This is a genomic window from Streptomyces sp. NPDC019937 (assembly GCF_040631655.1).
Taxonomy (GTDB): Bacteria; Actinomycetota; Actinomycetes; order Streptomycetales; family Streptomycetaceae; genus Streptomyces.
On sequence record NZ_JBEYAL010000008.1, the window covers coordinates 1 to 26,752 of the forward strand.

At 72.1% G+C, this 26,752-nt stretch carries 25 protein-coding genes and 2 riboswitches; of the genes, 12 read left to right on the plus strand and 13 right to left on the minus strand.

What is annotated here, in order from left to right:
- Positions 1-114 precede the first annotated feature (114 nt).
- The 3 genes from ABZ562_RS09680 (at position 115) to def (ending at position 3,390) form a co-directional block, all read left to right on the plus strand.
- Entirely contained in the window at positions 115-1,377 is a 1,263-nt protein-coding gene (locus ABZ562_RS09680; RefSeq protein ID WP_361476447.1) for an HD domain-containing protein, read from the plus strand.
- Positions 1,378-1,664: 287 nt separating this feature from the next.
- Complete coding sequence (locus ABZ562_RS09685) at positions 1,665-2,651, plus strand: hypothetical protein (RefSeq protein ID WP_055547955.1); 987 nt, start codon at positions 1,665-1,667, stop codon at positions 2,649-2,651.
- Positions 2,652-2,757: 106 nt separating this feature from the next.
- Positions 2,758-3,390, plus strand: coding sequence for a peptide deformylase (def, locus tag ABZ562_RS09690; RefSeq protein WP_361476043.1), 633 nt, complete (start codon positions 2,758-2,760; stop codon positions 3,388-3,390).
- Positions 3,391-3,457: 67 nt separating this feature from the next.
- Here the strand turns inward: def and ABZ562_RS09695 are convergent, their stop codons facing one another.
- The 3 genes from ABZ562_RS09695 to ABZ562_RS09705 form a co-directional block, all read right to left on the minus strand.
- Complete coding sequence (locus ABZ562_RS09695) at positions 3,458-4,489, minus strand: ribonucleotide-diphosphate reductase subunit beta (protein ID WP_361476045.1); 1,032 nt, start codon at positions 4,487-4,489, stop codon at positions 3,458-3,460.
- A gap of 17 nt (positions 4,490-4,506) precedes the next feature.
- Complete coding sequence (locus ABZ562_RS09700; RefSeq protein WP_361476047.1) at positions 4,507-6,903, minus strand: ribonucleoside-diphosphate reductase subunit alpha; 2,397 nt, start codon at positions 6,901-6,903, stop codon at positions 4,507-4,509.
- 126 nt (positions 6,904-7,029) lie between these two features.
- A riboswitch (cobalamin riboswitch) is annotated at positions 7,030-7,170 on the minus strand.
- 97 nt (positions 7,171-7,267) lie between these two features.
- Entirely contained in the window at positions 7,268-8,737 is a 1,470-nt protein-coding gene (locus ABZ562_RS09705) for an FGGY-family carbohydrate kinase (protein ID WP_361476049.1), read from the minus strand.
- Between the two features lie 112 nt (positions 8,738-8,849).
- Here ABZ562_RS09705 and ABZ562_RS09710 point away from each other — a divergent pair, with 112 nt between their 5' ends.
- From ABZ562_RS09710 to ABZ562_RS09720, 3 genes are read left to right on the plus strand one after another with little or no spacing between them, the layout of a single operon-like run.
- A complete protein-coding gene (locus ABZ562_RS09710; protein ID WP_361476051.1) occupies positions 8,850-9,482 on the plus strand; it encodes a histidine phosphatase family protein in 633 nt (210 codons plus the stop codon).
- A complete protein-coding gene (locus tag ABZ562_RS09715) occupies positions 9,479-10,258 on the plus strand; it encodes a DeoR/GlpR family DNA-binding transcription regulator (RefSeq protein WP_361476053.1) in 780 nt (259 codons plus the stop codon). The genes ABZ562_RS09710 and ABZ562_RS09715 overlap by 4 nt, the downstream gene beginning before the upstream one ends.
- 47 nt (positions 10,259-10,305) lie before the next feature.
- Complete coding sequence (locus tag ABZ562_RS09720) at positions 10,306-11,763, plus strand: FGGY family carbohydrate kinase (RefSeq protein ID WP_361476055.1); 1,458 nt, start codon at positions 10,306-10,308, stop codon at positions 11,761-11,763.
- A 47-nt stretch (positions 11,764-11,810) separates the two neighbouring features.
- Here ABZ562_RS09720 and ABZ562_RS09725 read toward each other — a convergent pair whose 3' ends face one another.
- Both ABZ562_RS09725 and ABZ562_RS09730 read right to left on the minus strand, forming a co-directional pair.
- Entirely contained in the window at positions 11,811-12,311 is a 501-nt protein-coding gene (locus ABZ562_RS09725; protein ID WP_361476057.1) for a GNAT family N-acetyltransferase, read from the minus strand.
- 211 nt (positions 12,312-12,522) lie between these two features.
- The gene (locus ABZ562_RS09730; RefSeq protein ID WP_361476059.1) at positions 12,523-12,810 is read right to left on the minus strand and encodes a hypothetical protein; all 288 of its coding nucleotides are present in this window, start codon (positions 12,808-12,810) and stop codon (positions 12,523-12,525) included.
- Positions 12,811-13,196: 386 nt separating this feature from the next.
- Between ABZ562_RS09730 and ABZ562_RS09735 the strand changes: the two genes are divergently transcribed.
- On the plus strand, positions 13,197-14,042 hold the full coding sequence (locus ABZ562_RS09735) for an IPT/TIG domain-containing protein (RefSeq protein WP_361476061.1): 846 nt from the start codon (positions 13,197-13,199) through the stop codon (positions 14,040-14,042).
- Between the two features lie 64 nt (positions 14,043-14,106).
- Here ABZ562_RS09735 and ABZ562_RS09740 read toward each other — a convergent pair whose 3' ends face one another.
- Entirely contained in the window at positions 14,107-14,640 is a 534-nt protein-coding gene (locus ABZ562_RS09740; protein WP_361476063.1) for a hypothetical protein, read from the minus strand.
- Between the two features lie 115 nt (positions 14,641-14,755).
- A riboswitch (guanidine-III (ykkC-III) riboswitch) is annotated at positions 14,756-14,817 on the plus strand.
- 32 nt (positions 14,818-14,849) lie between these two features.
- Here ABZ562_RS09740 and ABZ562_RS09745 point away from each other — a divergent pair.
- The gene (locus ABZ562_RS09745) at positions 14,850-15,164 is read left to right on the plus strand and encodes an SMR family transporter (RefSeq protein WP_361476065.1); all 315 of its coding nucleotides are present in this window, start codon (positions 14,850-14,852) and stop codon (positions 15,162-15,164) included.
- A gap of 66 nt (positions 15,165-15,230) precedes the next feature.
- Here ABZ562_RS09745 and mctP read toward each other — a convergent pair whose 3' ends face one another.
- The 3 genes from mctP to ABZ562_RS09760 all read right to left on the minus strand — a co-directional run bounded on the left by mctP (position 15,231) and on the right by ABZ562_RS09760 (position 18,037).
- Positions 15,231-16,862: a monocarboxylate uptake permease MctP gene (gene mctP / locus ABZ562_RS09750; protein ID WP_361476067.1), complete on the minus strand. Its 1,632-nt coding sequence runs from the start codon at positions 16,860-16,862 to the stop codon at positions 15,231-15,233.
- Complete coding sequence (locus ABZ562_RS09755) at positions 16,859-17,113, minus strand: DUF3311 domain-containing protein (RefSeq protein WP_361476069.1); 255 nt, start codon at positions 17,111-17,113, stop codon at positions 16,859-16,861. The genes mctP and ABZ562_RS09755 overlap by 4 nt, the downstream gene beginning before the upstream one ends.
- Positions 17,114-17,263: 150 nt before the next feature.
- Positions 17,264-18,037, minus strand: a complete 774-nt coding sequence (locus tag ABZ562_RS09760; protein WP_361476071.1) for a GntR family transcriptional regulator — start codon at positions 18,035-18,037, stop codon at positions 17,264-17,266.
- A 353-nt stretch (positions 18,038-18,390) separates the two neighbouring features.
- Between ABZ562_RS09760 and ABZ562_RS09765 the strand changes: the two genes are divergently transcribed.
- From ABZ562_RS09765 to ABZ562_RS09775, 3 genes are all read left to right on the plus strand, one after another.
- The gene (locus tag ABZ562_RS09765) at positions 18,391-19,962 is read left to right on the plus strand and encodes a glycoside hydrolase family 3 protein (protein WP_361476073.1); all 1,572 of its coding nucleotides are present in this window, start codon (positions 18,391-18,393) and stop codon (positions 19,960-19,962) included.
- Positions 19,963-20,003: 41 nt separating this feature from the next.
- Positions 20,004-21,074, plus strand: a complete 1,071-nt coding sequence (locus ABZ562_RS09770; RefSeq protein WP_361476075.1) for an SIS domain-containing protein — start codon at positions 20,004-20,006, stop codon at positions 21,072-21,074.
- Positions 21,075-21,360: 286 nt separating this feature from the next.
- Entirely contained in the window at positions 21,361-22,833 is a 1,473-nt protein-coding gene (locus ABZ562_RS09775) for a PAS domain-containing sensor histidine kinase (protein ID WP_361476077.1), read from the plus strand.
- Positions 22,834-22,994: 161 nt separating this feature from the next.
- On the opposite strand, the gene ABZ562_RS09780 is transcribed toward ABZ562_RS09775, so the two are convergent.
- Together ABZ562_RS09780 and ABZ562_RS09785 are read right to left on the minus strand one after the other, a co-directional pair.
- Positions 22,995-23,252 carry a WhiB family transcriptional regulator gene (locus tag ABZ562_RS09780; RefSeq protein WP_003953983.1) on the minus strand — a complete coding sequence of 86 codons (258 nt, stop codon included), beginning with the start codon at positions 23,250-23,252 and terminating at the stop codon, positions 22,995-22,997.
- Positions 23,253-23,572: 320 nt separating this feature from the next.
- Entirely contained in the window at positions 23,573-24,541 is a 969-nt protein-coding gene (locus ABZ562_RS09785; RefSeq protein ID WP_361476079.1) for a diacylglycerol kinase family protein, read from the minus strand.
- Positions 24,542-24,624: 83 nt separating this feature from the next.
- On the opposite strand from ABZ562_RS09785, the gene ABZ562_RS09790 reads away from it, so the two are divergent.
- Complete coding sequence (locus ABZ562_RS09790; RefSeq protein ID WP_361476080.1) at positions 24,625-25,134, plus strand: hypothetical protein; 510 nt, start codon at positions 24,625-24,627, stop codon at positions 25,132-25,134.
- A 49-nt stretch (positions 25,135-25,183) separates the two neighbouring features.
- Here the strand turns inward: ABZ562_RS09790 and ABZ562_RS09795 are convergent, their stop codons facing one another.
- A complete protein-coding gene (locus ABZ562_RS09795) occupies positions 25,184-26,056 on the minus strand; it encodes an RNA polymerase sigma factor SigF (protein WP_055548740.1) in 873 nt (290 codons plus the stop codon).
- A 56-nt stretch (positions 26,057-26,112) separates the two neighbouring features.
- Positions 26,113-26,526, minus strand: coding sequence for an anti-sigma regulatory factor (locus ABZ562_RS09800; protein WP_009715155.1), 414 nt, complete (start codon positions 26,524-26,526; stop codon positions 26,113-26,115).
- Between the last annotated feature and the right edge of the window lie 226 nt (positions 26,527-26,752).

A 26,752-nucleotide genomic window follows, 5' to 3' on the forward strand; every position in this document is an offset into this window, starting at 1 on the left:
GCCGATCAGCCAGACCACCTCGACCGTCACCCTGGAAGGCCCTGCCGCCCAGTGGCTGGACCTGCCCGGCCCGCCCGTCACCGCGGTCGTCGCCGCGGGGGCGTCCTCGCCGCCGTGTACGGCGCCGCCGGGACGCTCGCCGTGGTGGCGCTCGCCTGGACGGAGTGGCACGGGATACGCGAACCGGGGGCGGCGCTCGCCTTCGGGCTGCTCATCGCCCTCGGGGAGGCCATCCGGTGCGGCGACACCCCGGCCGCGCTCCCGCGTGCGAGCGGGGCGCACGAGCAGCGCGGCGAGCCGACGCCGCTCGCCGCCGCGGGCGCCCTCGGGTACGCCCTGCTGGGGCGGCTGGGCGGGGAGCCCACCAGCCATGGGGTGCTCCAGGTCGTCACCGTCGTCGTGGCGGCCTCGCTGACGGGCCTGGTGCCGCGCATGGCGCTCGGGCGCCCGGCCGACCCGGGCCACACCGCCCGCCGCGTGCTGAGCGTGGGGTTCGCGGCCACCTGCTTCCAACCGTTGCACCACACCGGCCGGTTGGCCTCCTGGCTGGGGCACGGCCCCGCCCTCGTCGGCTACTTGCTGGGCGTGCTGGCCCTGACCGCGCTGTGCGACGCGGTGCTCGCCGCCGCCCTGGCCCGCGCCCGCACCGGCTGGCCGTACGGTCCGCTGCTCCGCGACGAGCTGCGGGCGCTGACCGGCATAGGGTCGGCGATCTGCGCGACCGGGGTGGTGATGGCGCTCACGGTGGCCGTCGCCGGGCTGTGGGCGCTGCCGGTGCTGGCGCTGCCGCCGCTGCTGATCCAGTACTCGTTCCGCCGCTACGCCGCGATCCGGGCCACCTGCCGCCAGACCATCGCCTCCCTCGCCCGCTCGACCGAGATCGCCGGGTACACCCCGGCCGGACACGCCCGCAAGGTCGCAGGGCTCAGTCGGGCGGTCGGCCGTGAGCTGGGGCTTTCCGAGCCCGCCCTGACTGTGCTGGAATACGCGGCGCTGATGCACGACATCGGGCAGCTGTCCCTGGTGGACCCGGTCCCGGCCGGGGCGACCGAGCCGCTGTCCCGCGCCGAGCAGCGGCGGATCGCGCGGCTGGGCGGCGCCGTGGTACGGCAGACGGGGGTCCCCGCGGAAGTCGCGGTGATCGTCGAACGGCAGGCGGACCCGTACCGCGCACAGCCGCTGTCCGCGCGTATCGTGCGCGCGGTGAACGCGTACACCGAGGCGGCGGGCGGCCCGGCGGCCGGGGGACAGGGGGGAGCGGCCCCGCTGCGCGCCCTGGAGCGGCTGCGGCTGGGCACCGCGCGGGACTTCGACCCGGCGGTGGTCGAGGCGCTGGCGACGGTGCTGTCCCGCCCGGCGTACGACCGTCCCCGGTGAGGAACCCGGAGGGAAGGCCGGGGAGGAACCCGGTGGGCGACCGGGTGAGGAACCCGGAACTCGCGGGTAATGAGCGGGTCTCCCAAAAGGCATGGTTGGATGCGAGAGAGGGGTGTCGGGCCGATGGCCGGTGGCAAGGAGGTGTGGTGGGCATCGTCTCCCGGCCGAAGGGTGAGGGGCTGGGCTGAGATGTCCGCGGATGTGTGGCAGGTTGTCTCCCAGGGAGGGCGACGCCGTCCGCGCAAGGTTCTGGTACGGGACTACTTCGATACCGGCAGGCGGGAATCGTGAAGATCTTCGGCAAGGTACGGCACCGGCCGTCCGCCTCATGGCGGCAGGCCACGGACCGTGCGTTCACGCTCATCGGCGATGGCCGGTACGAGGACGCGGGCGCGCTGCTGACGCGCGCCGCCGATCTGGAGCCGTGGCTGTCGGAGTCCTGGTTCAACCTCGCTCTGCTGCACAAGTTCCGGCACGACTGGGAGCAGGCCCGGGCCGCCGGGCTGCGCGCGGTCGCGCTGCTGGACCGCGAGGCGGGCGCTCCCGACTGGTGGAACGTGGGCATCGCCGCGACCGCCCTCCAGGACTGGCCGCTGGCCCGCCGCGCCTGGCAGGCGTACGGGCTGAAGGTGCCCGGGGAGGCGTCCGCGTCCGGTGAGCCGCTCGGCATGGAGCTGGGCAGCGCGGCGGTGCGGCTGTCGCCGGAGGGCGAGGCCGAGGTGGTGTGGGGCCGCCGGCTGGACCCGGCCCGGATCGAGGTGCTGTCCATCCCGCTGCCGTCCTCCGGGCGGCGCTGGGGCGAGGTGGTGCTGCACGACGGCGTTCCGCACGGGGAGCGCGTCACCGCCGCCGGGCCCGCGTATCCGGTGTTCGACGAGATCGAGCTGTGGGCGCCGTCCCCGGTGCCGACCTGGGTGGTGCTGCTGGAGGCGGCCACCGAGGCCGACCGGGACGCCCTGGAGCGGCTGGCGGCGGACGCGGGCTTCGCGGCCGAGGACTGGTCGTCGTCGGTGCGGCTGCTGTGCCGCTCCTGTTCGGAGAGCCGGATGCCGAGCGACGAGGGCGAGGGCGAGCACCTGGACCCGCACGACCACAGCGAGCCGGGCCACCCCGGGCCGCTGGGGCACCGTACGGCGGGCTCGGGCTCGCTGTGGGTCGCCGAGCGCGAATGCGGGATCGCGGCGCCCAGCGGGCTGGTGCGGGGGCTGCTGGACGGCTGGGTCGCCGACAGCCCGGACACCCGGGAGTGGCGGGACCTGGAAGAGGTCTGCTGAACGTCCGGGGAAGGCCGCTGACCGGGCGCTGATCCCGCTGCCTTCCGGGTGGGCCGTACCCTGTAGGGCGACGCATCACGGTTACAGGGAAGGCGTACGGCGGACGATGTCGCAGCAAGGGACCACGAAGCAGCAGGTGGACGACGAGTTCGTCGTGGACACGGAGGACTGCGAGGAGCGCGAGCGGGCGTACCGCGAGCGCGGCACCGCCCGCCCGATCACCGTGGTCGGCAATCCGGTGCTCCACAGGGAGTGCAAGGACGTCACCGAGTTCGACGAGAAGCTGGCGGCGCTGATCGACGACATGTTCGCCAGCCAGCGGGCGGCGGAGGGCGTGGGCCTGGCCGCCAACCAGATCGGCGTCGACCTCAAGGTCTTCGTCTACGACTGCCTGGACGACGAGGGCGTACGCCACGTCGGCGTGGTCTGCAACCCGGTGCTGGAGGAGCTGCCCGCCGACCGCCGGGTGCTGGACGACTCCAACGAGGGCTGCCTGTCGGTCCCCACCGCCTACTGCGAGCTGGCCCGCCCGGACTACGCGGTGGTGCGCGGCCGGGACGCCGAGGGCAAGCCGATCGCGGTGCGCGGCACCGGCTACTTCGCGCGCTGCCTGCAGCACGAGACCGACCACCTCTACGGCTACCTCTACATCGACCGGCTCTCCAAGCGCGACCGCAAGGACGTGCTCCGGCAGATGGCCGAGGGCACCGCGCGCTACGAGACGGTGCCGAACGACTGAGGTCACCAACCGTACGGCGAAGGGCCGGACCCCGGGCGGGGTCCGGCCCTTAACGTTTGCTCCGGGATCAGAAGTCGTCGTCGAAGGAGACCGAGCCCTCCACCGCGACCTGGTAGGCCGAGGCGCGGCGCTCGAAGAAGTTGGTCAGCTCCTGGACGTCCTGCAGCTCCATGAAGGAGAACGGGTTCTCCGAGCCGAAGACCGCGGGGAAGCCGAGGCGCTTCAGGCGCTGGTCGGCCACGCACTCCAGGTACGCCCGCATCGATTCGGTGTTCATGCCCGGCAGCCCGTCGCCGCACAGGTCGTGGGCGAACTGCAGCTCCGCCTCGACGGCCTCCTTCAGCATGTCGGTGACCTGCTGCTCCAGCTCGTCGTCGAAGAGGTCGGGCTCCTCCTCGCGGACGGTGTCCACGACCGAGAACGCGAACTCCATGTGCATGGACTCGTCGCGGAACACCCAGTTGGTGCCGGTCGCCAGGCCGTGCAGCAGACCGCGCGAGCGGAACCAGTACACGTACGCGAAGGCGCCGTAGAAGAACAGCCCCTCGATGCAGGCCGCGAAGCAGATCAGGTTGAGCAGGAAGCGGCGCCGGTCGGCCTTGCTCTCCAGCCGGTCGATCTTCTCCACCGAGTCCATCCAGCGGAAGCAGAACTCCGCCTTCTCCCGGATGGAGGGGATGTTCTCCACCGCCGCGAAGGCCGCCGCCCGGTCGTCCGGGTCGGGCAGATAGGTGTCCAGCAGCGTCAGATAGAACTGGACGTGCACGGCCTCCTCGAAGAGCTGCCGCGACAGGTACAGCCGCGCCTCGGGGGAGTTGATGTGCTTGTAGAGCGTCAGCACCAGGTTGTTGGACACGATCGAGTCGCCGGTCGCGAAGAACGCCACCAGACGGCCGATCAGGTGCTGCTCCCCGGGGGAGAGCTTGGCGAGGTCGGCGACGTCCGAGTGGAGGTCGACCTCCTCCACGGTCCAGGTGTTCTTGATCGCGTCCCGGTAGCGGTCGTAGAACTGCGGGTACCGCATCGGCCGCAGGGTCAGCTCGAACCCGGGGTCCAGCAGGTTCTTGGCCTGGTCCGGCGCGGTGTTCACGGTGGTCATCTCGGATGCGGTGGGCATTACTGGCAGGCCTCGCAGGACTCGGGGTTTTCCAGGGAGCAGGCGACCGCTTCGGCCTCGGCGGGCGCCGCTTGCGCGGGGACGGTGGCCGTGGCGGCGCCCCCGCGGGCGCTCTGGGCGATCCGGGTCGCCGGGCGCGAGCGCAGGTAGTACGTCGTCTTGATGCCGCGCTTCCAGGCGTACGCGTACATCGAGCTGAGCTTGCCGATGGTCGGCGCCGCCATGAACAGGTTCAGCGACTGGCTCTGGTCGAGGTACGGCGTACGGGCCGCCGCCATGTCGATCAGGGCGCGCTGCGGAACCTCCCACGCGGTCCGGTACAGGTCCCGTACCTCCTGGGGCACCCAGGAGAAGTCCTGGACCGAGCCGTTGGCCTCGCGCAGCGCGTCACGGGTCTGGGCGTCCCAGACGCCGAGCTTCTTCAGGTCGTTCACCAGGTAGTTGTTGACCTGGAGGAACTCACCGCTGAGCGTTTCGCGCTTGAAGAGGTTGGAGACCTGCGGCTCGATGCACTCGTACACACCCGCGATGGAGGCGATGGTGGCGGTCGGCGCGATCGCCAGCAGCAGCGAGTTCCGCATGCCGGTGGTGGCCATCCGCCGCCGCAGCGCCTCCCAGCGCTCGGGCCAGGTGACCTGGGCGTCGGCGTAGTGATCCGGGTGCAGCACGCCGCGCGCGGTGCGGGTCTCGGCCCACGCCGGGTGCGGGCCGTGGCGCTCGGCGAGGTCGCAGGACGCCTCGTACGCGGCGAGCATGATGCGCTCGGAGATCCGGGTGGACAGGGCCTGCGCCTCGGGGGAGTCGAACGGCAGCCGCAGCCGGAAGAAGACGTCCTGGAGGCCCATCAGGCCGAGCCCCACCGGGCGCCAGCGGGAGTTGGAGGCCCCGGCCTCGTCGGTGGGGTAGAAGTTGATGTCCACCACGCGGTCGAGGAAGGTCACGGCGGTGCGGACGGTGCGGTCCAGCCGCTCCCAGTCCATCTGGCCGTCCTCACCGAGGTGGGCGGCGAGGTTGACCGAGCCGAGGTTGCACACGGCGGTCTCGCCGTCGTCGGTGACCTCCAGGATCTCGGTGCACAGGTTGGAGGAGTGGACGACCCGGCCCGGCTCGGCGGTCTGGTTGGCGGTGCGGTTGGCGGCGTCCTTGAACGTCATCCAGCCGTTGCCGGTCTGCGCGAGGGTGCGCATCATCCGGGCGTACAGCTGGCGCGCCGGGACCTGCTTGACCGCCCGCCCCTCGGCCTCGGCCTTGCGGTACGCGGAGTCGAACTCCTCGCCCCACAGGTCCACCAGCTCGGGCGCGTCCACCGGCGAGAGCAGCGACCAGTCGGCGTCCGCCTCGACCCGGCGCATGAACTCGTCCGGGATCCAGTGCGCGATGTTGAGGTTGTGGGTGCGGCGGGCCTCTTCGCCCGTGTTGTCCCGCAGCTCCAGGAACTCCTCGATGTCCGCGTGCCAGGTCTCCAGGTAGACGCAGGCCGCGCCCTTGCGCCGGCCGCCCTGGTTGACGGCCGCCACCGAGGCGTCGAGCGTGCGCAGGAACGGCACGATGCCGTTGGAGTGCCCGTTGGTGCCGCGGATCAGCGAACCGCGGGCGCGGATGCGGGAGTACGACAGGCCGATGCCGCCCGCGTGCTTCGACAGGCGCGCCACCTGGTGGTAGCGGTTGTAGATCGAGTCCAGCTCGTCCAGCGGCGAGTCCAGCAGATAGCAGGACGACATCTGCGGGTGCCGGGTGCCGGAGTTGAACAGCGTGGGGGAGCTGGGCAGGTACGACAGCGTGCTGGTCATCCGGTACAGCTCGGCGACGTCCGCCAGCGCCCGCTCGGTCAGGTCCTCGGCGAGGCCGCAGGCCACCCGCAGCAGGAAGTGCTGCGGGGTCTCGATCACCTGACGGGTGATCGGGTGGCGCAGCAGATAGCGGCTGTGCAGGGTGCGCAGCCCGAAGTAGCCGAAGCGGTCGTCGGCGCCGTCGGCCAGCGCCTGGTCGACCAGCGCGTCCAGCCGGGCGGCGTGGGCGGTCACGAACTCGGCGGTGGAGTCGGCGATCAGGCCCTCGCGGTGGCCCACGGCGACGGAGGCGGAGAAGGAGTCCGCGCCCTGCCCGGCCGCCTCCTCGGCGATGGCGCGGGTCAGCAGCCGCGCGGCGAGCCTGGAGTACTCCGGCTCCTCGCCGATGAGTCCGGCCGCCGCCTCGGTCGCCAGGGAGCGCAACTCCGCCTCGTCCGAACCGGGATGGCGGCCGCGCAGGGCGGCGGCCGCGACCTTGCCGGGGTCGGTGGCGGGCAGATCGGCGGTGAGCGCGGTCAGGGTCCGCAGCAGGGCGGTCCCGGGCGCGTCGGCCGCTGCCGATGAAACCGCTGCCTCTGAAACCGGATCGGCGGGCGCGATGGTCACTGAAGTGTTCTCCCTCGCTCGGCTGGGGGCCTTCGAGGGCGGTGCGCGATGGCCGCTCACGGGCATGCCGATTCCGCTCCACGGCACTCCACGCAGCGTCCATCCACCCAACCCGCGGGGCCCGGACGTATGCAGACGGCCATCGGCAGGTCATCGGACTCACGGGTACGCAAAAGCGCACACGTACACCGTTGCGGGACAGTTCCGGATTCACACCGGATTCCCCTGCGGCGACAGCGAGGACGAGCATACATCTTGTGTCGTGCTGCGCACGCGCCCCCAGATGTTGTGTCGTCAGCTGGGCGAATTCGTATAGATGTGCTAGTCACGGCGGGCTTTGGGTGCGCCGGAATCCCAGGGAAAACTAGCTTCCCGGGCCGCTCGCCCGCCATTCGTCCAGGGCACGGGCGAGTCGGTCGCGGTAGTCGGCGTAGCCGTCCTCATAGGCGCCGCGAAGCCCGCTCCGGGGTTCGACGGTACGGGACGCCGCGCGTCGGCGGGACGCGTCCCCGGGGTCGCCGAGCGACCGCCGGGCGACCGCGACCGCGCCCCGCGCGCCGACCTCCGGCTCGTCGGGGAGGGCCACCGGGCGGCCGATGACGTTCGCGAAGATCTCGGTCCAGGCGGCGGAACGCGCGCCACCGCCGCACAGCGCGAGCCGCCCCGAGAGCCCGGCCGCCTCCAGGCAGTGGCGGGCGGCGTAGGCGACGGACTCGCACACGGCCCGTACGGTGTCGGCGCGGGTGGAGGCGAGGGTGAGGCCGTCCAACCGCCCCTGGGCGGCGGGCTCCACGAACGGGGCGCGCTCCCCGGCGCCGGACAGGAAGGGCAGCGCGGTCACGCCGTTCGCGCCCGGCGGGCTCTGGCCGAGCAGGGTGTCCAGGGAGGCCGTGGTCGTCCCTGTGAGATCGAGCACCCACTCCAGGGCGGCGGTGCCGACCATCGCGGGCATCGCGCGCAGCCAGCGGTCCGGGTCGGGGGTGCACAGCCACATGCCGGCCGGATCGGCGGCCGGGTCCACCGCCACGCGATCGGTGAGCACCTGACAGGCCAGCGTGGTGCCCACGATGAGCAACCCGTCGCCCACGTCCCGCACCCCGCTGCCGATGGCGCACGCCGGAAGGTCGTACGGGCCGGAGACGACGGGCAGTCCGGGCGGCAGCCCGGTCAGCCGGGCCCCCTCCTCGTCCAGCGCGAGGACGGTGCCGGGCGCGGCGGGCGGGGGCAGCAGCCGGGCGTGATCGGCCAGTCCGCACAGCTCCAGGGCGCCCGGCACGTACGTACGGGTGGTGACGTCGAGGAACGGCAGGGAGGCGTCGGAGGCGTCCACGGTGATGACGCCGGTCAGCCGCTGGGCCACCGCGTCCACGCAGTAGCCCGCGACCGCCGCCCGCTCCAGTGTCCGCGGCTCGTGCTCGGCCAGCCAGCGCAGCAGCGGGGCGTGGCAGCCCGGGAACAACCCCGAGCCGGTGAGGGCGTGGAGGGCGGCGAGCGTGCCGTCGGACCGCCAGCGGGCGACGGTCCCGCTCGCCCGCCCGTCCAGCCAGGAGATCGGCGGACGGACCGCCCGGCCCGCCTCGTCGCGCAGCCACAGCCCGTCGCCCTGGCCGGTGAGCGCGAGCGCGGCGGGCGGGCCGGGGAGCGCCACGGCCACCTCGCGCACCACCTCGGCGACCGTGCCGAGCACATCCTCCAGATCCTGTTCGACCCGGCCGCCGGGCAGCCGGTTCAGCCGGCTGGGGCGGGCCGCGGAGGCGAGCGCGGCCCCGTCGGGGGCGAAGGCCACGGCCTTGGTGACGGAGGTGCCGACATCCACTCCGACGATCACGCGCATGGCCTGCTGCCCTCCGGAAACCTCGGAACCCCGGCACTCCATCACATGAGCGATGCTAGATTTAACACTTGAGACGTGATCAGGCAATGGCCGACGCATCGAAAGGCCCCGGATGACCGCCCGACTGCTGCTCGTACGCCACGGGGAGACCGTGTGGCACGCGGAGAACCGGTACGCCGGAACCTCGGACATCGCGCTGACCGAGCGCGGCCACCGGCAGGCGCGGGCCCTCGCCCACTGGGTGAGGGGTCGCGGGATCGACGCGGTGGCGTGCTCACCGCTCGGCCGGGCGCGGCACACCGCCGAACCGGCCGCCACCGCGCTGTCCCTGGCCCCCGAAGTCGTCGAGGACCTGCGCGAGATGGACTTCGGCTGGGGCGAGGGCCGCACCCTCGCCGAGATGGAGGCGGAGGACCCGGCGGCCGTCCGGGCGTTCCGCGAGGACCCCGAGTCCGGCGCCTTCCCCGGCTCCGAGCGGCCCGGCGAGGCCGCGGCCCGGGCCGTCGCCGCGCTGCGGCGGCTGGCCGCCGCGCATCCGGACCGCACCGTGCTCGTCGTCGCGCACAACAGCCTGCTGCGGGCCGCCCTGTGCACCCTGCTCGGCATCCCGGTCGGCCGCTACCGCGCGGTCTTCCCCCGGCTGGACAACGCGGCGGTGACCGAGATCGGGATCGACGGCGACCGCACGGCGCTGCGCTCCCTGAACGTGCCCACGGACGGCGCCGCGGGAGGGCCCCGCCCATGACCACGGTCCGCTCCCAGGACGCCCGCCGGCAGACCATCACCGAGCACGTCCTCGCGCACTCCACCGCCACCGCGGCGGAGCTGGCCGACCTCACCGGGGTCAGCCTGATGACCGTGCACCGGGACCTGGACGAGCTGGCCCGGCTCGGCGTGCTGCGCAAGTTCCGGGGCGGGGTCTCGGCCCTGCCCTCGTCGGTCTTCGAGGCCGGCCTCGCCTACCGGATGGGCGCCCACCGGGCCGAGAAGGAGGCGGTGGCCGCCACCGCCGCGCGGCTGGTCGAGCCGGGGATGTCGGTGATGCTGGACGACTCCACGACCGTCCTCGCGCTCGCCCGGCTGCTGGTGGAGTCCGCCCCGCTGACGGTGGTGACCAACGCCCGCCGGGTGATCGAGGTCTTCGCCGGGGTGCCCCGGATCCGGCTGATCGGGCTCGGCGGGGAGTACTCGCACACCCATGACTCCTTCCTCGGCGTGCCGTGCGCGGAGGCGATCGCGGCGCTCTCGGTGGACCTGGCCCTGGTCAGCACCTCGGCCATGGACGCGGCGACCACGTACCACCAGGAGCAGGACGTGGTGCTGGTCAAGCGCGCCATGCTGGCCGCCGCCGCCCGCACGGCGCTGCTGATGGACGCGTCCAAGACCCGGCGCACGGCGCTGCACCGGCTGCGCCCGCTGGCCGACTTCGACCACCTGGTGGTGGACGGCGCGGCGGACGCCCTGCTGGTGGGGGAGTGGCGGGAGCGTACGGACGTGAGGATCGCGCCCGAGCCTTCTTAACACCATTGGCGTTAACTTAACTCCACGCGTGAGGGGCGTGATACGTGATGTCCGACCGGCCCGAGGTCGTCGCGGGAATCGACATCGCCACGGCGGCCGTGCGCGTGGTGTGCGCCGACGCACAGGGGCGCGTACGGGCGCGGGGCGGTGCGGAACTCCCGCCCCCGCGCCGGGGTGCGGGCGGCCACAGCGAACAGGACGCCACGGCCTGGTGGCCCGCCGTCGCGGCGGCCCTGCGCCAGGCCACCGGGGCGCTTCCGGCGGGCGGCCGCGAGGTCGTGGCGGTGGCAGTCGCCGCCACCTCCGGCACGATCGTCCTCGCGGACGGCCGGGGCGAACCCCTCGGTCCCGCCCTGATGTACGACGACCGCCGCGCCGCCGCGCTCAACGCCCGGGCCCAGGAGGCGGGCGCCGCGCGCTGGCGGGCCCTCGGCCTGTCGGTCGGCCCGACCGCCGCCCTGGGCCGCATCGCCTGGCTGGCGGGCGGCGGCGGTCCGGCGGTCCACGGCGGGGGCCGCCACCTCCTCCACACCCCCGACCTCCTCGGGTGGCGGCTCACCGGCGGGCCGGTCGCCACCGACTGGTCGCACGCGCTCAAGAGCGGCTACGACGCGCGCGCCGGGGAGTGGCCGGGCGAGGTCTTCGACGCGCTCGGCGTACCCACCCGGTGGCTGCCGTCCGTCCGGGCACCGGCCACCCCGGCCGGCACGGTGAGCGCGGACGCCGCGGCGGAGACCGGGCTGCCCACCGGTTGCACGGTCCGTCTCGGCATGACCGACGGCTGCGCCGGGCAACTCGCCACCGGGGCCGTGCGGCCCGGGCAGTTCGTGGGGATCCTCGGCACCACGTACGTCCTCAAGGGCGTCACCCGGGACCTGGTCGCCGATCCCTCCGGCGCGCTCTACAGCCACCGCCACCCCGACGGCTGGTGGCTGCCGGGCGGCGCGTCCAGCACCGGTGGCGAGGCCGTCGCCCACCTCCCGTCCGAGCGGCTGCCCGCGCTCGACCGGGCCGCCGCGGAACGCGGCCCGGCCTCCGTGGTCGCGTATCCGCTGCAGCGTGAGGGCGAGCGGTTCCCGTTCGTCAGCGGCGCGGCCCGGGGCTTCGTCCTCGGCACTCCGGCCGACGACGCCGACCGGCACCGCGCCACGCTGGAGGGTGTGGCCTTCCTGGAACGCCTCGCGCTGGAGCGGGTGGCGGAGCTGGGCGTGACGGTCGAGGGCCCGCTGTGGGCCGCGGGCGGCGGCAGCCGCAGCCCGCTGTGGTCCCGCATCCGCGCCACGGCCTCCGGCCGCCCGCTGCGCGTCGCCGAGCACGCCGAAACGGCCTTCGGCGCCGCCCTGCTGGCCGCCTCCGGGACCCTCCACCCGGACCTCACGGCGAGCGCCGCCGCGATGGTCCGCCCCGGCCGGGACGTCGAGCCGGACGCGCGCGAGCAGGCCGCCCTCGACGCCTCGTACGCCACCTTCACCGCGGCGCTGCGCGAGCGCGGCTGGCTGCGGTGACGTGCCCGGTGAGCCGGGCCCGTATCTCCGCGGCTATATCTCCACGCCTATACCTCCACGGTGAACGCCCACAGCGCGACCCCCGGGACCGGCTCCCAGTCCCGCTCGGGCGCGCGCCGGAACCCGAGCCGCTCGTAGAGCCGGTGGGCGGTGGTCATCCGGGGGTGGGTGGACAGGACCATGCCCGCGAGCCCCAGCTCCCGTGTGCGGTCCATACAGGCCCGCACCAGCGCCTCGGCGGCCCCGCGCCGCCGAGCCTCGGGCCGCACCGCGAGCATCCGGAACTCGCTCTCGTCCGGGCGGGCCAGCTCCGCGTACGTCCCCCCGTGCACGACGAAGGCCAGCGCGCCCAGCACCGCGTCGCTCGCCGCGTCCGCCGCGACCAGCACCGCCGACCCGGCGGCCCGCTTCCGCGCGTCGCGCAGCTGGTCGAGATAGGGGTCCTCGGCCCCGAAGTCCAGCAGCCCGTCGCCGAGGTACACGGCCGCGGTGAACTGCCCGATCTCGTCCAGCTCCTCGTCCCGCGCCGGTCTCACGATGATGTCCATGGACCGCAGTGTGCCGCACGGTACCGACAACCGGGCTGTCACTGGGTGACGGTGCTGATCACTCCCGTGGAGCCGGCGCGCTTGTTGGCGGCCTCGGCCTCCTGGTAGGTGACGTAGAGCCGGACCGTGCCGTCCGGCAGCGTCAATTGGTAGAGGACAACGGGTTGAGGTGTTCTTCCACCACAGTTACAGGCCATGGGTGCTTTTCCTTTCAGTCCAGCCACCGCGATGCCACACCGGCGAGATAGGAAAGCGTCAAGGCGGTTGCCGGTAGCTGGAACCACGCGGTGGTGTCCAGGGAGAAGGCGTATACGGCGGTGGCTCCGGCCACCCATGTGCTGGTGCACCAGCCGCAGTTGACCAGATAGGTCACCGGAGAGTCGTCGCCGAAACGGTCGGCGATCCACATCCGGATCCCCGCCGCCAGGGTGTCCTTGGTGATGAAGCGGGTGATCCGGCAGGTGGTGCCGAGGGCGAGAAAGAACGCTGCGAGGCTCATCGGATCGTTCCCCGTCGGTTCGATCGATGCCTTTCATTACATGCACGACGGGCGGCAAGAGGCGATACCCCGTCAGCGGGTTCCCCCGAATAGCCGAGCGTTTGTCATATGAATGCGCCACCATGCGAGCCCGTATGCGCCAAACGAGTGATGGCCGTTCTGAGGTCTTGAGTGACGCGGATGCGCGTGGATAACTGGAAACGTGGCATCGAGGCCGCCCCATACCTCGTCAGCCATTCAGGAGCCAGGCATTCGCTCCGTTTCTCCGCCTCATCCGTGCACCGCTCCTGCGCCCTGCTCGGCGGCCCACCAGCTTTCCTTTCCTCCGCTGTCGGCCCGCGTGCGCCCAGTGCACCTCACCTGACCCTTCCCGGGGAGGACTGATCATGACCTCGACCGATCTCGTGTCCGCAGCCGCATCCACCGAGGACCACTGGCCCTGGTGGCCCCCGTCGCCGGTGGGGCCGCCGCTGCTGCTGACCGTGGTGCCCAACTCGGGCCCCACCAGCGGCGGGAACCTCGTCCAGCTGACCGGGGTGAACCTGCGCAACGTCATCAGCGTGACCTTCGGCGGCGTTCCCGCCGCCATCGTCAGCCAGAACGGCAACGACACCGTCGTGGTGGTCGCTCCGTCGCACGCGGCCGGGAGCGTCCAGGTCCTCGTCATCACCGTATCCGGCACCAGCAACAGCCAGCCGTACACCTACATCGCGCCGCCCCCGCCCACCGCCACCTCCATCACCCCGGCCTTCGGCCCGACCACCGGCGGCACGGTGTTCGTGATCAACGGCACCAACCTGAACACGGTCACCAGCGTTACCTTCGCCAACGTCCCCGCGACCATCGTGGCCGTGAACCCCGCCGGTACCCAACTGGTCGGCATCACCCCGCCGGGCGCGGCCGGCACCGCCGCCGTGGTCGTCACCGGCCCCGGTGGCGCGGTCACCGTTCCGGGCGGCTTCACCTACTTCGTGGCTCCGCCCCCGCCGGTGGCCACCACGATCACGCCCAACACGGGAACGGCGGCCGGTGGTACGCCGTTCACCATCACCGGCACCAACCTCGGCGGCGTGCTGGGCGTGCTGTTCAACGGCGTTCCCGCCACCAGCGTGGCCGCCACCGCCACCACGGTCACCGGCGTCACTCCGCCCGGAGTGGTCGGCCCCGCGACCGTCACCCTGGTGACGGCCACCGGAACGACCACCGTCCCCGGCGGCTACACCTACACGTGATCCGTACGCACGGCACCGGCAGCCCGGGGCGCACCCGGGCTGCCGGTGCCGTCCGGCGGAGCCGTCACGGGCCGACCACTGATTCCCGCTTCTCCGGCCGTGCGGTGGCGAACAGCGCGGCGGCCGCGGTGTCGTGCAGCGACTCCAGCGCCGTGCGCTGCCGCCGCGCCCGGTCCAGCAGCTCGGTGAGCCGGTCGGGCTCCAGGCGTGCGTCCCGGTCCGCCGCGACCAGCAGCGTGTGCCACAGCATCGCCTTGCCCTCGACCCCGATCCGCAGCCCCTCCAGCTCGATGAGCGTGCTGAGCCCCGAACGACGCAGCACCCGGCCGTTGAGCTTGAGCCGCCCGGCCTTCTCGCCCAGCCAGCCACCGCAGAGCTTGTAGCGGCGTACGGGCACCTCGAGGGCGGCCATGACGGCCCGGAGCGCCTCCCGGTCCTCCATGATCTGCACGGCGAGGTTCTCCAGGTCGGCGCCGATGGCCGACCGCCGGTGCTGCCGGGCCATCCGGCGGGCCAGCTCCGCTCCGCCCGTCGCTCCCGCCAGGTGGTCGTTGAGGTAGATGCCGAGCATGTGGGGGCTCGTCCTGGGCTCGCTCATGATCGCCCTCCCGGATCGGGCAAGGTCGTACCGGCCAACGCGCCCCTACGGAGTGCCCACCCACCACCACCTCAACCAGCCACGCCCGGTCGCCCCGGCCCGGTGTTAGGTTGGGGCGCGGTGCCCCCGGCACCCCGGACGAGCGCGTCGTACCCGGTCACGACAAGACGACGTAGTAAGCGTGCCTATTACTACGTGAGGTTCCTGTCATGGCGTGGATTGTTCTGATGCTGTCCGGTCTGCTGGAGACGGTCTGGGCGGCGGCCCTCTCCGCCTCGCACGGCTTCAGCCGGCTCCGCCCCACCCTGCTGTTCGCCATCGCCGCCGCGCTGAGCATGGCCGGACTGTCGTACGCGATGCGCTCCCTCCCCATCGGCACCGGCTACGCGGTGTGGGTCGCGATCGGAGCGGTGGGCACCGCGGTCTACGGCATGGTCGCGCTCGGCGACCCGGTGAGCGCGGGGCGCATCGTCTGCCTGGGCCTGATCGTCTCCGGTGTGGTGGGCCTGAAGCTGATGCACTGAGCGGCACGAGAGGGCCGCCGCCTCCCGTGGGGGAGACGGCGGCCCTCTCATGTGACGCTGCCGGGATCAGTGGCCGCCGGGGGCGCCCGCCGTGGCCGGGGGAAGGTCGGCCTGGACGCCCGGGTCGCCCGCGTCCGCCGTGTAGTCGGCCGGGGACGTCTCGTCGATGCCGTCGGGGGCCTTCAGGGCCCGCAGCACGACCGTGAGCACCACGGTGACCGCGACGTTGAGGACGAAGGCGGTGAATCCGATGTAGCCGATCTCGCCGATGCCGGGGATCTCGTCCGAGCTGCCGCCGAAGTGCTTCTGGGTGGGGCTGGCCACGCCGTACGCCGCGAGCGTGCCGTAGAGCATGCCGACCGCCCATCCGGCGAGCAGCGCCCACCGGTGGAACCAGCGGGTGAACAGGCCGCCCACCATGGCCGGGAAGGTCTGCAGGATCCAGATGCCGCCCAGCAGCTGGAAGTTGATGGCGACGGTCTTGTCCATGGTCAGGACGAAGGCCAGCGCGCCGACCTTGACCAGCAGCGAGACCAGCTTGGAGACCTTGGTCTCCTGCGCCGGGGTGGCGTCCGGCCGCAGGAAGTCCTTGTAGATGTTGCGGGTGAACAGGTTCGCCGCGGCGATGGACATGATGGCCGCCGGGACGAGGGCGCCGATGCCGATGGCGGCGAAGGCGACCCCGGTGAACCAGTCGGGGAACATGTCCTCGAAGAGCTGGGGGATCGCCAGCTGTCCGTTGTCCACCTTCACGCCCGCCGCGATCGCCATGAAGCCGAGCAGCGCCAGCAGGCCGAGCATCAGCGAGTACAGCGGCAGGATGGTGGCGTTGCGGCGGATCACCTCGCGGCTGCGGCTGGAGAGCGTGGCGGTGATCGAATGGGGATACATGAACAGCGCCAGCGCCGAACCGAGGGCGAGCGTGGCGTAGCCCCACTGCTGTTTGTCCCCGCTGGCCAGCGCGCCCTTGGGCGCGCCGGTCGGGCCCGGCTGCGACAGGGCGTGGCCCGCCTTGGCGAAGATGTCGTCGAAGCCGCCCAGCTTGATCGGGATGTAGATGATCGCCACCGCGATGACGATGTAGATCAGGGTGTCCTTGACGAAGGCGATGAGCGCGGGGGCGCGCAGCCCGGAGGAGTAGGTGTACGCGGCGAGTACACCGAAGGCGATCAGCAGCGGCAGGTCCTTGACGAACCAGTTGGTGTCCTCGCCGCCGCCCACGCCCATGACGTCCAGCACCGCCTGGATGCCGACGAGCTGGAGGGCGATGTACGGCATGGTGGCGAGGATGCCGGTGATCGCGACGGCCAGCGAGAGCCCCTTGGAGCCGAAGCGGCCGCGGACGAAGTCCGAGGTGGTGACGTATCCGTGCTTGTGGGACACCGACCACAGCCGGGGCAGGAAGGTGAAGATCAGCGGATACACGAGGATCGTGTACGGCACCGCGAAGAAGCCCGCCGCGCCCGTCGCGTAGATGGCGGCCGGGACGGCGACGAAGGTGTACGCGGTGTAGAGGTCGCCGCCGAGCAGGAACCAGGTGATCCAGGTGCCGAAGCTGCGGCCGCCGAGTCCCCATTCGTCGAGGTTGTCGGCGTTCTCCGCGGCCCGCCAGCGGGCGGCGAGGAAGCCCATCACCGTGACGGCGAGGAAGAAGATGATGAAGACGGCGAGCGCGACGCCGTTCACGCCGTCCTTCATGCGGAACCGCCTCCCTTGCGCGCCCGCCGCTCACGGCGGACCAGGATGTACGCGAGCGTCGTCAGCGCGGCCGAGATGGGCACCCAGAGCATCTGGTACCAGTAGAAGAACGGGATGCCGATGAAGGTGGGCTCGATCTTCGCGTACGAGCCGACCCACAGCATCGCCACGAAGGGCGCGATGAGACAGAGCGCGGCCACGACACGCGAGGGCGTGACGACCGGTCTCCTGTCCGCGGACGTGTCTGACATGGCTGCGGGCTCCCGTCCCCTCGGCGCATCCGTGCTGATCACCGGTGCTGATCATTTGTGCAATGCGCAGGAATCTAAGCCCGTGGACCGGCGGTCGTCACTACCCGTCCGCATATCGGTATGAGAAAGAAGCGAAGTCGGCCGTCCGGTTCAGCCGTTCGGGCGCTGGAGCCGGGCCACGAACTTGTAGCGGTCGCCGCGGTAGACCGAGCGCACCCACTCCACCGGCTCGCCCGCCGCGTCCAGCGAGTGGCGCGAGAGCATCAGCATCGGCAGGCCCACGTCGGTGCCCAGCAGCCCGGCCTCGCGCGGAGTGGCCAGGGAGGTCTCGATCGTCTCCTCGGCCTCGGCCAGGTGCACGTCGTACACCTCGGCCAGGGCGGTGTAGAGCGAGGTGTACTTGACCAGGCTGCGGCGCAGCGCGGGGAACCGCTTGGCCGACAGGTGGGTGGTCTCGATCGCCATCGGCTCGCCGCTGGCCAGCCGCAGCCGTTCGATGCGCAGCACCCGGCCGCCGGTCGCGATGTCCAGCAGCGCGGAGAGCCGGTCGTCGGCGGTGACGTAGCCGATGTCCAGCAGCTGGGAGGTGGGTTCGAGGCCCTGGGCGCGCATGTCCTCGGTGTACGAGGTGAGTTGCAGGGCCTGGGAGACCTTGGGCTTGGCGACGAAGGTGCCCTTGCCCTGGATCCGCTCCAGCCGCCCCTCGACGACCAGCTCCTGGAGGGCCTGCCGCACGGTGGTGCGGGAGGTGTCGAACTCGGCGGCCAGGGTGCGCTCCGGGGGAACCGGGGTGCCGGGCGGCAGGGTTTCGGTCATCTCCAGCAAGTGGCGCTTGAGCCGGTAGTACTTCGGGACGCGCGCGGTGCGCGCCCCGCCGGAGCTGTTGCCGCTCTCGGCGGCGGCCGTCGTGGCCGTCGCCGCCATTGCCCCCTCGGTCTCCATCGCGCCCTTTCCGACGTCTGGTCTGCTGCCGTCACCGGCCTCTGATGATTTCAGCGGCTCACATCGTGGCACGGCATGGGTTCGTGGTGGCTTCCCTGACCGGATGTCGAGAGATGTCGGTCCGGTAACGGAGCCGGAAGCGGCCTTGTCCACCCTTGACACCCCTCCAGGTCGAGAGCCACGCTGCGTAAAGTGGTCTAAACCATTAAACCTCTCATTCGGCGATGTGGGGAGTAGGCGGCCGTGAAGTGTGCGCGCGTGGCGGCGACGGGTGTCGCGGCGCCGCCGGTGTCGGTCGCCTCGCCCCGGGCGCGGTGAAGGGAAGATCCACGTCCATGACGACCCTCGCGCGCGAACCGGCCACCCTCGCCCGGGACGCCCTCACCGTCCTCCAGCCCGGCTTCACCGGCACCTCCGCCCCCGACTGGCTGCTGCGCCGGCTCGGCGAGGGGCTGGCCTCCGTCGGGCTGTTCGGCCGCAACATCGCCTCGCCCGAACAGCTCGCCGCGCTCACCGCCCGGCTGCGCGCCGAACGCGACGACGTGCTGGTGGCGATCGACGAGGAAGGTGGCGACGTCACCCGTCTGGAGGTACGCGGCGGCTCCTCCTTCCCCGGCAATCTGGCCCTCGGCGCGGTCGACGACACCGGGCTGACCCACGCCGTCGCCCGGGAACTCGGCCGCCGGCTCGCCGCATGCGGCGTCAACCTCAACTGGGCGCCGTCCGCCGACGTCAACTCCAACCCGGACAATCCGGTCATCGGTGTCCGCTCCTTCGGCGCCTCGCCCCGGCTCGTCGCCCGGCACGCCGCCGCCTGGATCGAGGGGCTGCAGGGCGCCGGGGTCGCCGCCTGCGCCAAGCACTTCCCCGGGCACGGCGACACCGCCGTCGACTCCCACCACGCCCTGCCGCGCATCGACGCCGACCCCGACACCCTGGCCGCCCGCGAACTGGTGCCCTTCCGGGCGGCCGTCGCCGCCGGCACCAAGGCCGTGATGAGCGCGCACATCCTGCTGCCCGCGCTCGACCCGGCCCGGCCCGCCACCCTCAGCCGCGCCGCCCTGCACGGGCTGCTGCGCGCCCCGGCCGCCGAGGGCGGGCTCGGCTTCGACGGCCTGATCGTCACCGACGGGATCGAGATGCGGGCCGTCGCCGACGCGTACGGCATCGAGCGGGGCAGCGTGCTGGCGATCGCCGCCGGTGCCGACGCGATCTGCGTCGGCGGCGGCCTCGCCGACGAGGGCACGGTGCTGCGGCTGCGCGACGCGCTGGTCGCGGCCGTGACGGACGGGCGGCTCCCCGAGGAGCGGCTGGCCGAGGCCGCGGCGCGGGTCCGGGCCCTGGGGGAGTGGGCGAAGTCCGCCGGAGGGCCGGACGCGGCGCGGCGCATCGCGCCCGCCCCGGAGGCGGGGCTCACCGCCGCCCGCCGCGCCCTGCGGATCACCCCGGCGGACACCGCGTACGTGCCGCCGGCCGGGCCCGTCCTCGTCGCCGCCCTCACCCCGGTGGCCAACATCGCCGTCGGCGACGAGACCCCCTGGGGCGTCGCCGCCGAACTGACCCGGCTGCTCCCCGGCACCACGACCGCCGCCTACGGCCCCGAGGACGTCGCCGACCGGGGGGCGTCCGTCGTGGTCGCACAGATGCTCGACGCCGCGGCGGACCGTAGGATCGTCGCTGTGGTACGCGACGTCCACCGCCACGGCTGGATGGCGGGCGTCCTGGACACCCTGCTCGCCGCCCGGCCGGACACGGTCGTCGTGGAGATGGGAGTGCCCCAGGCACCGCCCCGCGGTGCCCCGCACATCGCGACCCATGGCGCCGCCCGGGTCTGCGGGAGGGCGGCCGCGGAAGTCATCACCGGCGTCACGACCCGCGTCACCACCGGCAACGAGGCCGGGCACTGACATCCCCGCACCACCGGCACAGCCCACTGGAGGCACCCAGTATGTCCGCCACGACGACGGCCCCGAACAGCGATCAGCCGGGCCGGATCATGTCCGGCGAGATGAACGAGCAGCCCGCGGTGCTGCGCCGCATTCTCGACCAGGGCGCTCCGAAGATCCGCGAGACCGCCGAGCGGATCGCCGCGCGCGCACCGCGCTTCGTCCTGCTCACCGCCCGGGGCACCTCGGACAACGCGGCGCTGTACGCCAAGTACCTGCTGGAAGTGCTGCTGGGCAAGGCCTGCGGCCTGACCTCCATGTCCACCACCACCGCGTACGGCGCGCGGCAGGACCTCACCGACGTGCTGGTGATCACCGTCAGCCAGTCCGGCGGCTCCCCTGACCTGGTCGCCTCCACCGAGGCCGCCCGCGCGGCCGGGGCGATCACCTTGGCCGTGACCAACAACGCGGACTCCCCGCTGGCCGGGGCCGCCGAATTCCACATCGACGTGCTGGCCGGGCCGGAGAAGGCGCTGCCCGCCACCAAGACCTACACCGCCGAACTCCTCGCCCTGTATCTCTTCGTCGAGGGGCTGCGCGGCGGCGACGGCGCGGCCGCCAAGGCGCTGCCCGACCTCGCCCAGCAGATCCTGGACCGCCAGGACGAGGTGCGGCAGCTCGCGGGCCGCTACCGGTTCGCCGATCGGATGGTCCTCACCTCCCGGGGCTACGGCTACCCGACCGCCAAGGAAGCGGCCCTGAAGCTGATGGAGACCAGCTACATCCCGGCTCTCTCCTACTCCGGCGCCGACCTGCTGCACGGCCCGCTCGCCATGGTCGACAACATCTCGCCGGTGATCGCGATCGTCACCGAGGGCAAGGGGGGCCAGGCGCTGCAGCCGGTCCTGGAGCGGCTGCGCGGGCGTGGCGCGGATCTCGTGGTGATCGGCAGCCAGGCCGAGGTGGACCGGGCGTCCGCCGGTTTCCCCCTGCCCACCGAGGGCGTCGCCGAGGAGGTCCAGCCGATCCTGGAGATCCTGCCGCTGCAGATGCTGGCGTACGAGGTGACCATCGCCCGGGGACAGGACCCGGACGCGCCGCGCGCGCTGGCGAAGGTCACGGAGACGCGATGAGGCTTCAGGGGCGGGCCCGCAAAAACACCCGCGGGCCGCGGCGCCGGGGCGGGACCCTCAACCCACCCGGCACCGCAGCCCGGAGCTCGTCGGCCGAGCAGCCGACTTCAAGAGGCGTACGGAGCGGTCAGGGCAGAGCGCGCCGTGTGCCTCCGATCCGCCCTCCTGTGCGGGGAGAGCGGAAGATCGCATCGATGGCCATTCTGGACTAGACCAGTGCCGTCTGTCCACGCTTGTGTGCGAATAGGGTCATCCCTTGTCCGGGTAGGCTCGCCATGTGCCCTCCATGAACGATCTCGTACACCAGCACACCGCCCTCGACGAATCCGATCTCGAGTGGCTTCACCTGCTGGTATCGGAGTGGCAGCTGCTCTCCGACCTCTCCTTCGCCGATCTCGTCCTGTGGGTGCCCACCAGCGATGGCACCCGCTATGTCTCGGTCGCGCAGATGCGGCCCAACACCGGGCCCACCTCCTATCAGGACGACATGGTCGGCCATCTCGTTCCCCGTGGCCGCCGTCCCATGCTCGATGCGGCGCACGATGAGGGGCGGATCGTCCGCGAGGGCGATCCCGAGTGGCGGGAGGAGGTCCCGGTCCGGGTGGAGTCCATCCCGGTCCGCCGGGAGAGCCGGGTCCTCGGCGTCATCGCCCGCAACACCAATCTGCTGACCGTGCGGACCCCCAGCCGGCTGGAGCTGACCTATCTCCAGAGCGCCTCCGACCTGGCCCAGATGATCGCCGCCGGAGCGTTTCCCTTCCCCGGCCAGCAGGTCGACATGGACGCCTCGCCGCGCGTCGGCGACGGGCTGATCCGGCTCGACGCGGACGGCGTGGTCCAGTACGCCAGCCCCAACGCCCTCTCCGCCTACCACCGGCTCGGGCTCGCCGCCGACCTCGTCGGGCACCACCTGGGCGAGACCACCGCCGAACTGGCCCCGGCGCGCGGTCCGGTGGACGAGGCGCTGGTCAAGCTCGCCAGCGGCTGGGCGCCCCGCGAGTTCGAGGTCGAGAGCGGCGAGAACGGCGTCATCCAGCTGCGGGCCATCCCGCTCAAGCCCAAGGGTGTGCACATCGGCTCGCTCGTCCTGCTGCGGGACGTCACCGAGCTGCGCCGCCGCGAGCGGGAGCTGATCACCAAGGACGCCACCATCCGGGAGATCCACCACCGGGTGAAGAACAACCTGCAGACCGTGGCCGCGCTGCTGCGGCTCCAGGCCCGCCGCATGGACTCCGCCCAGGGGCGGGAGGCGCTCAACGAGGCGGTGCGCCGGGTCGGTTCGATCGCGATCGTCCACGAGACCCTGTCCCAGACGCTCGACGAGCGGGTCGAGTTCGACGACATAGCCGACCGGGTGCTGGCCATGGTGGCCGAGATATCGCCCGGCAAGGTCACCGGCCGCCGCACCGGACGGTTCGGGATCCTCGACGCAGAGGTGGCCACCCCGCTGTCCATGGTCCTCACCGAGGTGCTGCAGAACGCGCTGGAGCACGGCTTCGGGCCGGGGGAGCAGGGCACGGTCGAGGTCTCGGCGGTGCGCGGCGGGACCGGCGAGGAGAGCCGGCTGATGGTGATCATCCAGGACGACGGGCGCGGGCTGCCCGAGGGGTTCGACCCCCAGCGCGCCGGAAACCTCGGCCTCCAGATCGTCCGCACCCTGGTGGAGGGCGAACTCGGCGGCACCTTCGACATGGTGCCCGCTCCGGAGCGCGGCACCCGTGTGGTCCTCGACATACCGGTGCGTGCCGAGAAGCACTGAGCATCTTCACGACCCCTTCACGAGGCCTGTCGCCGGGCACGTGCGGGCCGGGCAACGCACTGAGCCCCGGACCAGGATGGTCCGGGGCTCAAAAGCTCACGTTGCTGTGCGCATCGGGGCTACTGCGCGCTGCGGCTCGGGGGCCACGGGGTGTCTCAGGGTCAGGCGCTGGCGTTCCGCGCCCGGTTCCGAGCGGCACGGCGCTTCATGGCGCGGCGCTCGTCCTCGCTGAGTCCACCCCAGACGCCGGAGTCCTGGCCGGACTCAAGCGCCCACTGCAGGCACTGCTCCATGACGGGGCAGCGGCGGCAGACGGCCTTGGCTTCCTCGATCTGCAGCAGCGCAGGACCGGTGTTGCCGATGGGGAAGAACAGCTCGGGGTCTTCCTCGCGGCAAACGGCGTTGTGACGCCAGTCCATGGCTGCTCCATCTCCTCGTATTGCGGGCTTGCTGCTTGTGAATGTGAACGCTTTCACGAATCCCTCGACAAGGACAGGGACGCCGCCAGTTTGGGCGCTGGTGCGTTCCCGTGGATTTGAGGAGGGGGTTCGGGCTCTCAAGGGGGCCTTCTGTGGGGCCGTCCCGATCGCCAAGAAGAGATTCGCAAACCTCGGCGGCGGATACAACCCCTTCCGGAAAGTTTTTTTTGATTCCTTGGTGTCGGCTGTATCACAGCCGTACTTCCCGGGGGTGGATCCCAGCCTAAACGTTCGACTACAAGGACTTTATGGGGTCTGACTCACACAATCACACGCAGTGCACGGCGTACGCCTGTGAACGTCACGCTCGTACGCAGTCCCAGGTGGTCTCCGTCCATCTGGAACGGCAGTGGCGCCTGGGATTGCAAGGTGAAGTCCGTCAGATCGTGGAGCCCCACCACATGCTTGCCGTGGGGCCCCCGCTCGGGCGTCGACATCAGCAGCTGGGTCGCGTAGCGGGTCATCGCCGGAGCCGACAGCTTGGCGAGTCCCAGCACGTCGAGGGCGGTGTCGAAGGACGCGCGGGGCGCCGCGTAGACCGGGCGGTTGCCCAGGAAGGTCCACGGGGAGGTGTTGCAGACTATGGACAGCGCCAGCTCCCGGATCGGGTCCTGGCCGGGCCGTCCGAGAGTGATGGTGCCCTGCCGCCGGTTCGGCTCCCCGAAGAACTGGCGCATCACCTGCCGTATGTACAGGGCGTGGGTCGAACGCTTGCCGCGTTCGCGCTGCTGCTCGACCCGGCCGATCACGCTCGCGTCGAAGCCGAAGCCCGCGCAGAAGGTGAACCAGCGGGCGGGCACCGACTCGTCCGCGGTGCCCGGGGTGCCGGCCGTCAGGCCGAGGCCCACCGTGCGCTCGGTGCCGTCGCGCAGCGCGTCCAGCAGGGCGCCGGTCGCCTCGACGGCGTCGTTGGGCAGACCGAGGGCGCGGGCGAACACATTGGTCGAGCCGCCGGGGACCACCGCGAGGCGCGGCAGCTCGCCCGGGGCGGGGCCGTTGTGCAGCAGCCCGTTGACGACCTCGTTGACCGTGCCGTCGCCGCCCAGCGCCACGACCAGCTCATGGGTGCCGCTGTCGACCGCGCGGCGGGCCAGGTCGCGTGCGTGCCCCCGGTACTCCGTGGTCGCCACGTCGAGCTTCAGATCGCTGGCGAGCGCGTGGATCAGGACGTCACGGGTGCGGGCACTGGTGGTGGTTGCTGCCGGATTGACCACGAGGAGTGCGCGCATGGGCGCCAGCCTACCGACCCGTCGGGCCGTTCCCCGAACCCCGGGGCCGCCCGCCGGGGTCCAACGGCGGCTACGCTGCTGGGGTGAGCAGGAAGAAGCCCGCCCCCGCCAAGACGGCCACCAAGACCGCCCGGCCCGCCGCGAAGGCCGCCAAGCCCGCCGACGCCGCCGAGCCCGCCGAGGCCGGTGCCGCGCCCGCGGGGCCCCGGCCGGTCCGGCTGACCGTGGCCGCGGCCCTCGCCGGGGTCGAGGGCCTGGTGCTCGTGGGCTTCGGTGTCTACGTCCTGATCATGGGCCTGGCCGGGAACCCGGAGAGCCCGGAGCAGGCGGAGACGCTCGGGATCACCGTGCTCGCCCTGGCCCTGCTGCCGCTGCTGGCGGCCCGCGGGCTGTGGCTGCGCCGCCGCTGGAGCCGCGGCCCCGCGATGATCACCCAGCTGATGGCGCTGCCGGTGGCCTGGACGCTGGTGCAGAACGGTGGCGGGCTGATCGCCATCGGTGTGCTGACCGCCATCGCGGCCGTCACCGTCCTGGGGCTGCTCATCAACCCGACCGCGACCGAGGCGCTGGGCATCGGCCCGCGCGACGCCTAGGAACCTTCCCGTTCAGGGAGTGCCCGGGGCTCGCCCCGGGCACCGCTCGCTACTCCTCCACCAGCAGCCTGTCCCGCAACTGGGCGAGGGTGCGCGCCAGCAGCCGTGAGACGTGCATCTGGGAGATGCCGACCTCCTGCGCGATCTGCGACTGCGTCATGTTCCCGAAGAACCGCAGCAGCAGGATCTTCTTCTCGCGCGGCGGCAGATCCTCCAGCAGCGGCTTGAGGGATTCGCGGTACTCGACGCCCTCCAGCGCCTCGTCCTCCGCGCCGAGGGTGTCCGCCACCGCCGGGGACTCGTCGTCCGTGTCCGGTACGTCCAGCGACAGCGTGCTGTACGCGTTGGCGGACTCCAGGCCCTCCAGCACCTCTTCCTCGGAGATGGCCAGGTGCTCGGCCAGCTCATGGACGGTCGGGGCGCGCCCGTGCCGCTGGGACAGCTCGGCGGTGGCGGTGGTCAGCGAGAGCCGCAGCTCCTGGAGCCGGCGGGGCACCCGCACCGCCCAGCCCTTGTCGCGGAAGTGCCGCTTGATCTCACCGACGACCGTGGGGGTCGCGTAGGTCGAGAACTCCACACCGCGGTCCGGGTCGAACCGGTCCACGGACTTGATCAGTCCGATGGTGGCCACCTGGGTCAGGTCGTCCAGCGGCTCGCCGCGGTTGCGGAAGCGCCGGGCCAGGTGCTCGACCAGGGGCAGGTGCATGCGCACGAGGTTGTTGCGCAGCTCGGCCCGCTCCGTGGAGCCCTCGGGAAGCCCCCGCAGCTCGACGAACATCGCCCGCGCGCCACTCCGGTCGTGCGGATCGTGCTGCTGATGCACCTGCTCCTGCTCGTGCTGATCCATGTGGTCCGCCCGCTCTGGTCGGTCTCCTGCCGCCTCCGAGTCCGCGGGATGCGGTCGGGCCGGCGGGTGCGGGATGGCCGGGGTGCGTACTCCCCGCGATGATGCAGTGCTCACGGAGCCCCCTTTTTCCGTCACGGCTGTCCGGGGCCGGCGCCGCGCTCCTTGTACAGGCTGATGCTGACCGTGCGGTCCTCGGCGACGGTCGAATCCACCTTGCCCGCCAGTGCGGAGAGCACCGTCCAGGCGAAGGTGTCGCGCTCGGGAGCGCGGCCATCGGTGGTCGGAGCCGCCACGGTCACCTGCAGTGCGTCGTCGATCAATCGGAAGACGCAGCTCAGCACACTGCCGGGGACGGCTTGCTGCAGCAGGATCGCGCAGGCCTCATCGACCGCGATGCGCAGATCCTCGATTTCGTCGAGGGTGAAGTCCAAGCGGGCTGCCAGGCCGGCGGTCGCCGTACGCAGCACCGACAGATAGGCCCCCGCAGCGGGCAGCCGGACTTCCACGAAGTCCTGGGTCCCGGGCTCGCCTGCGATCTGGGACACCCTCACCTCCAAGGTGACACAAGCTGTTTGAGCTGAGCTGATTGGAGCGTCGGCCATATGCCCTTATGGTGGAGGGATAACGGACCGGCGCGATGTGCGGTTCGGCTGCGACGCTATCGCGATCTGCCACTCGGTGTCGCCCGGACGAAGCACGGCCCCCGTCATGGGTGAACCCCCGAGATGAACATTCCCGATATCACTCATAGTAAGCATATGAGTACGCAGC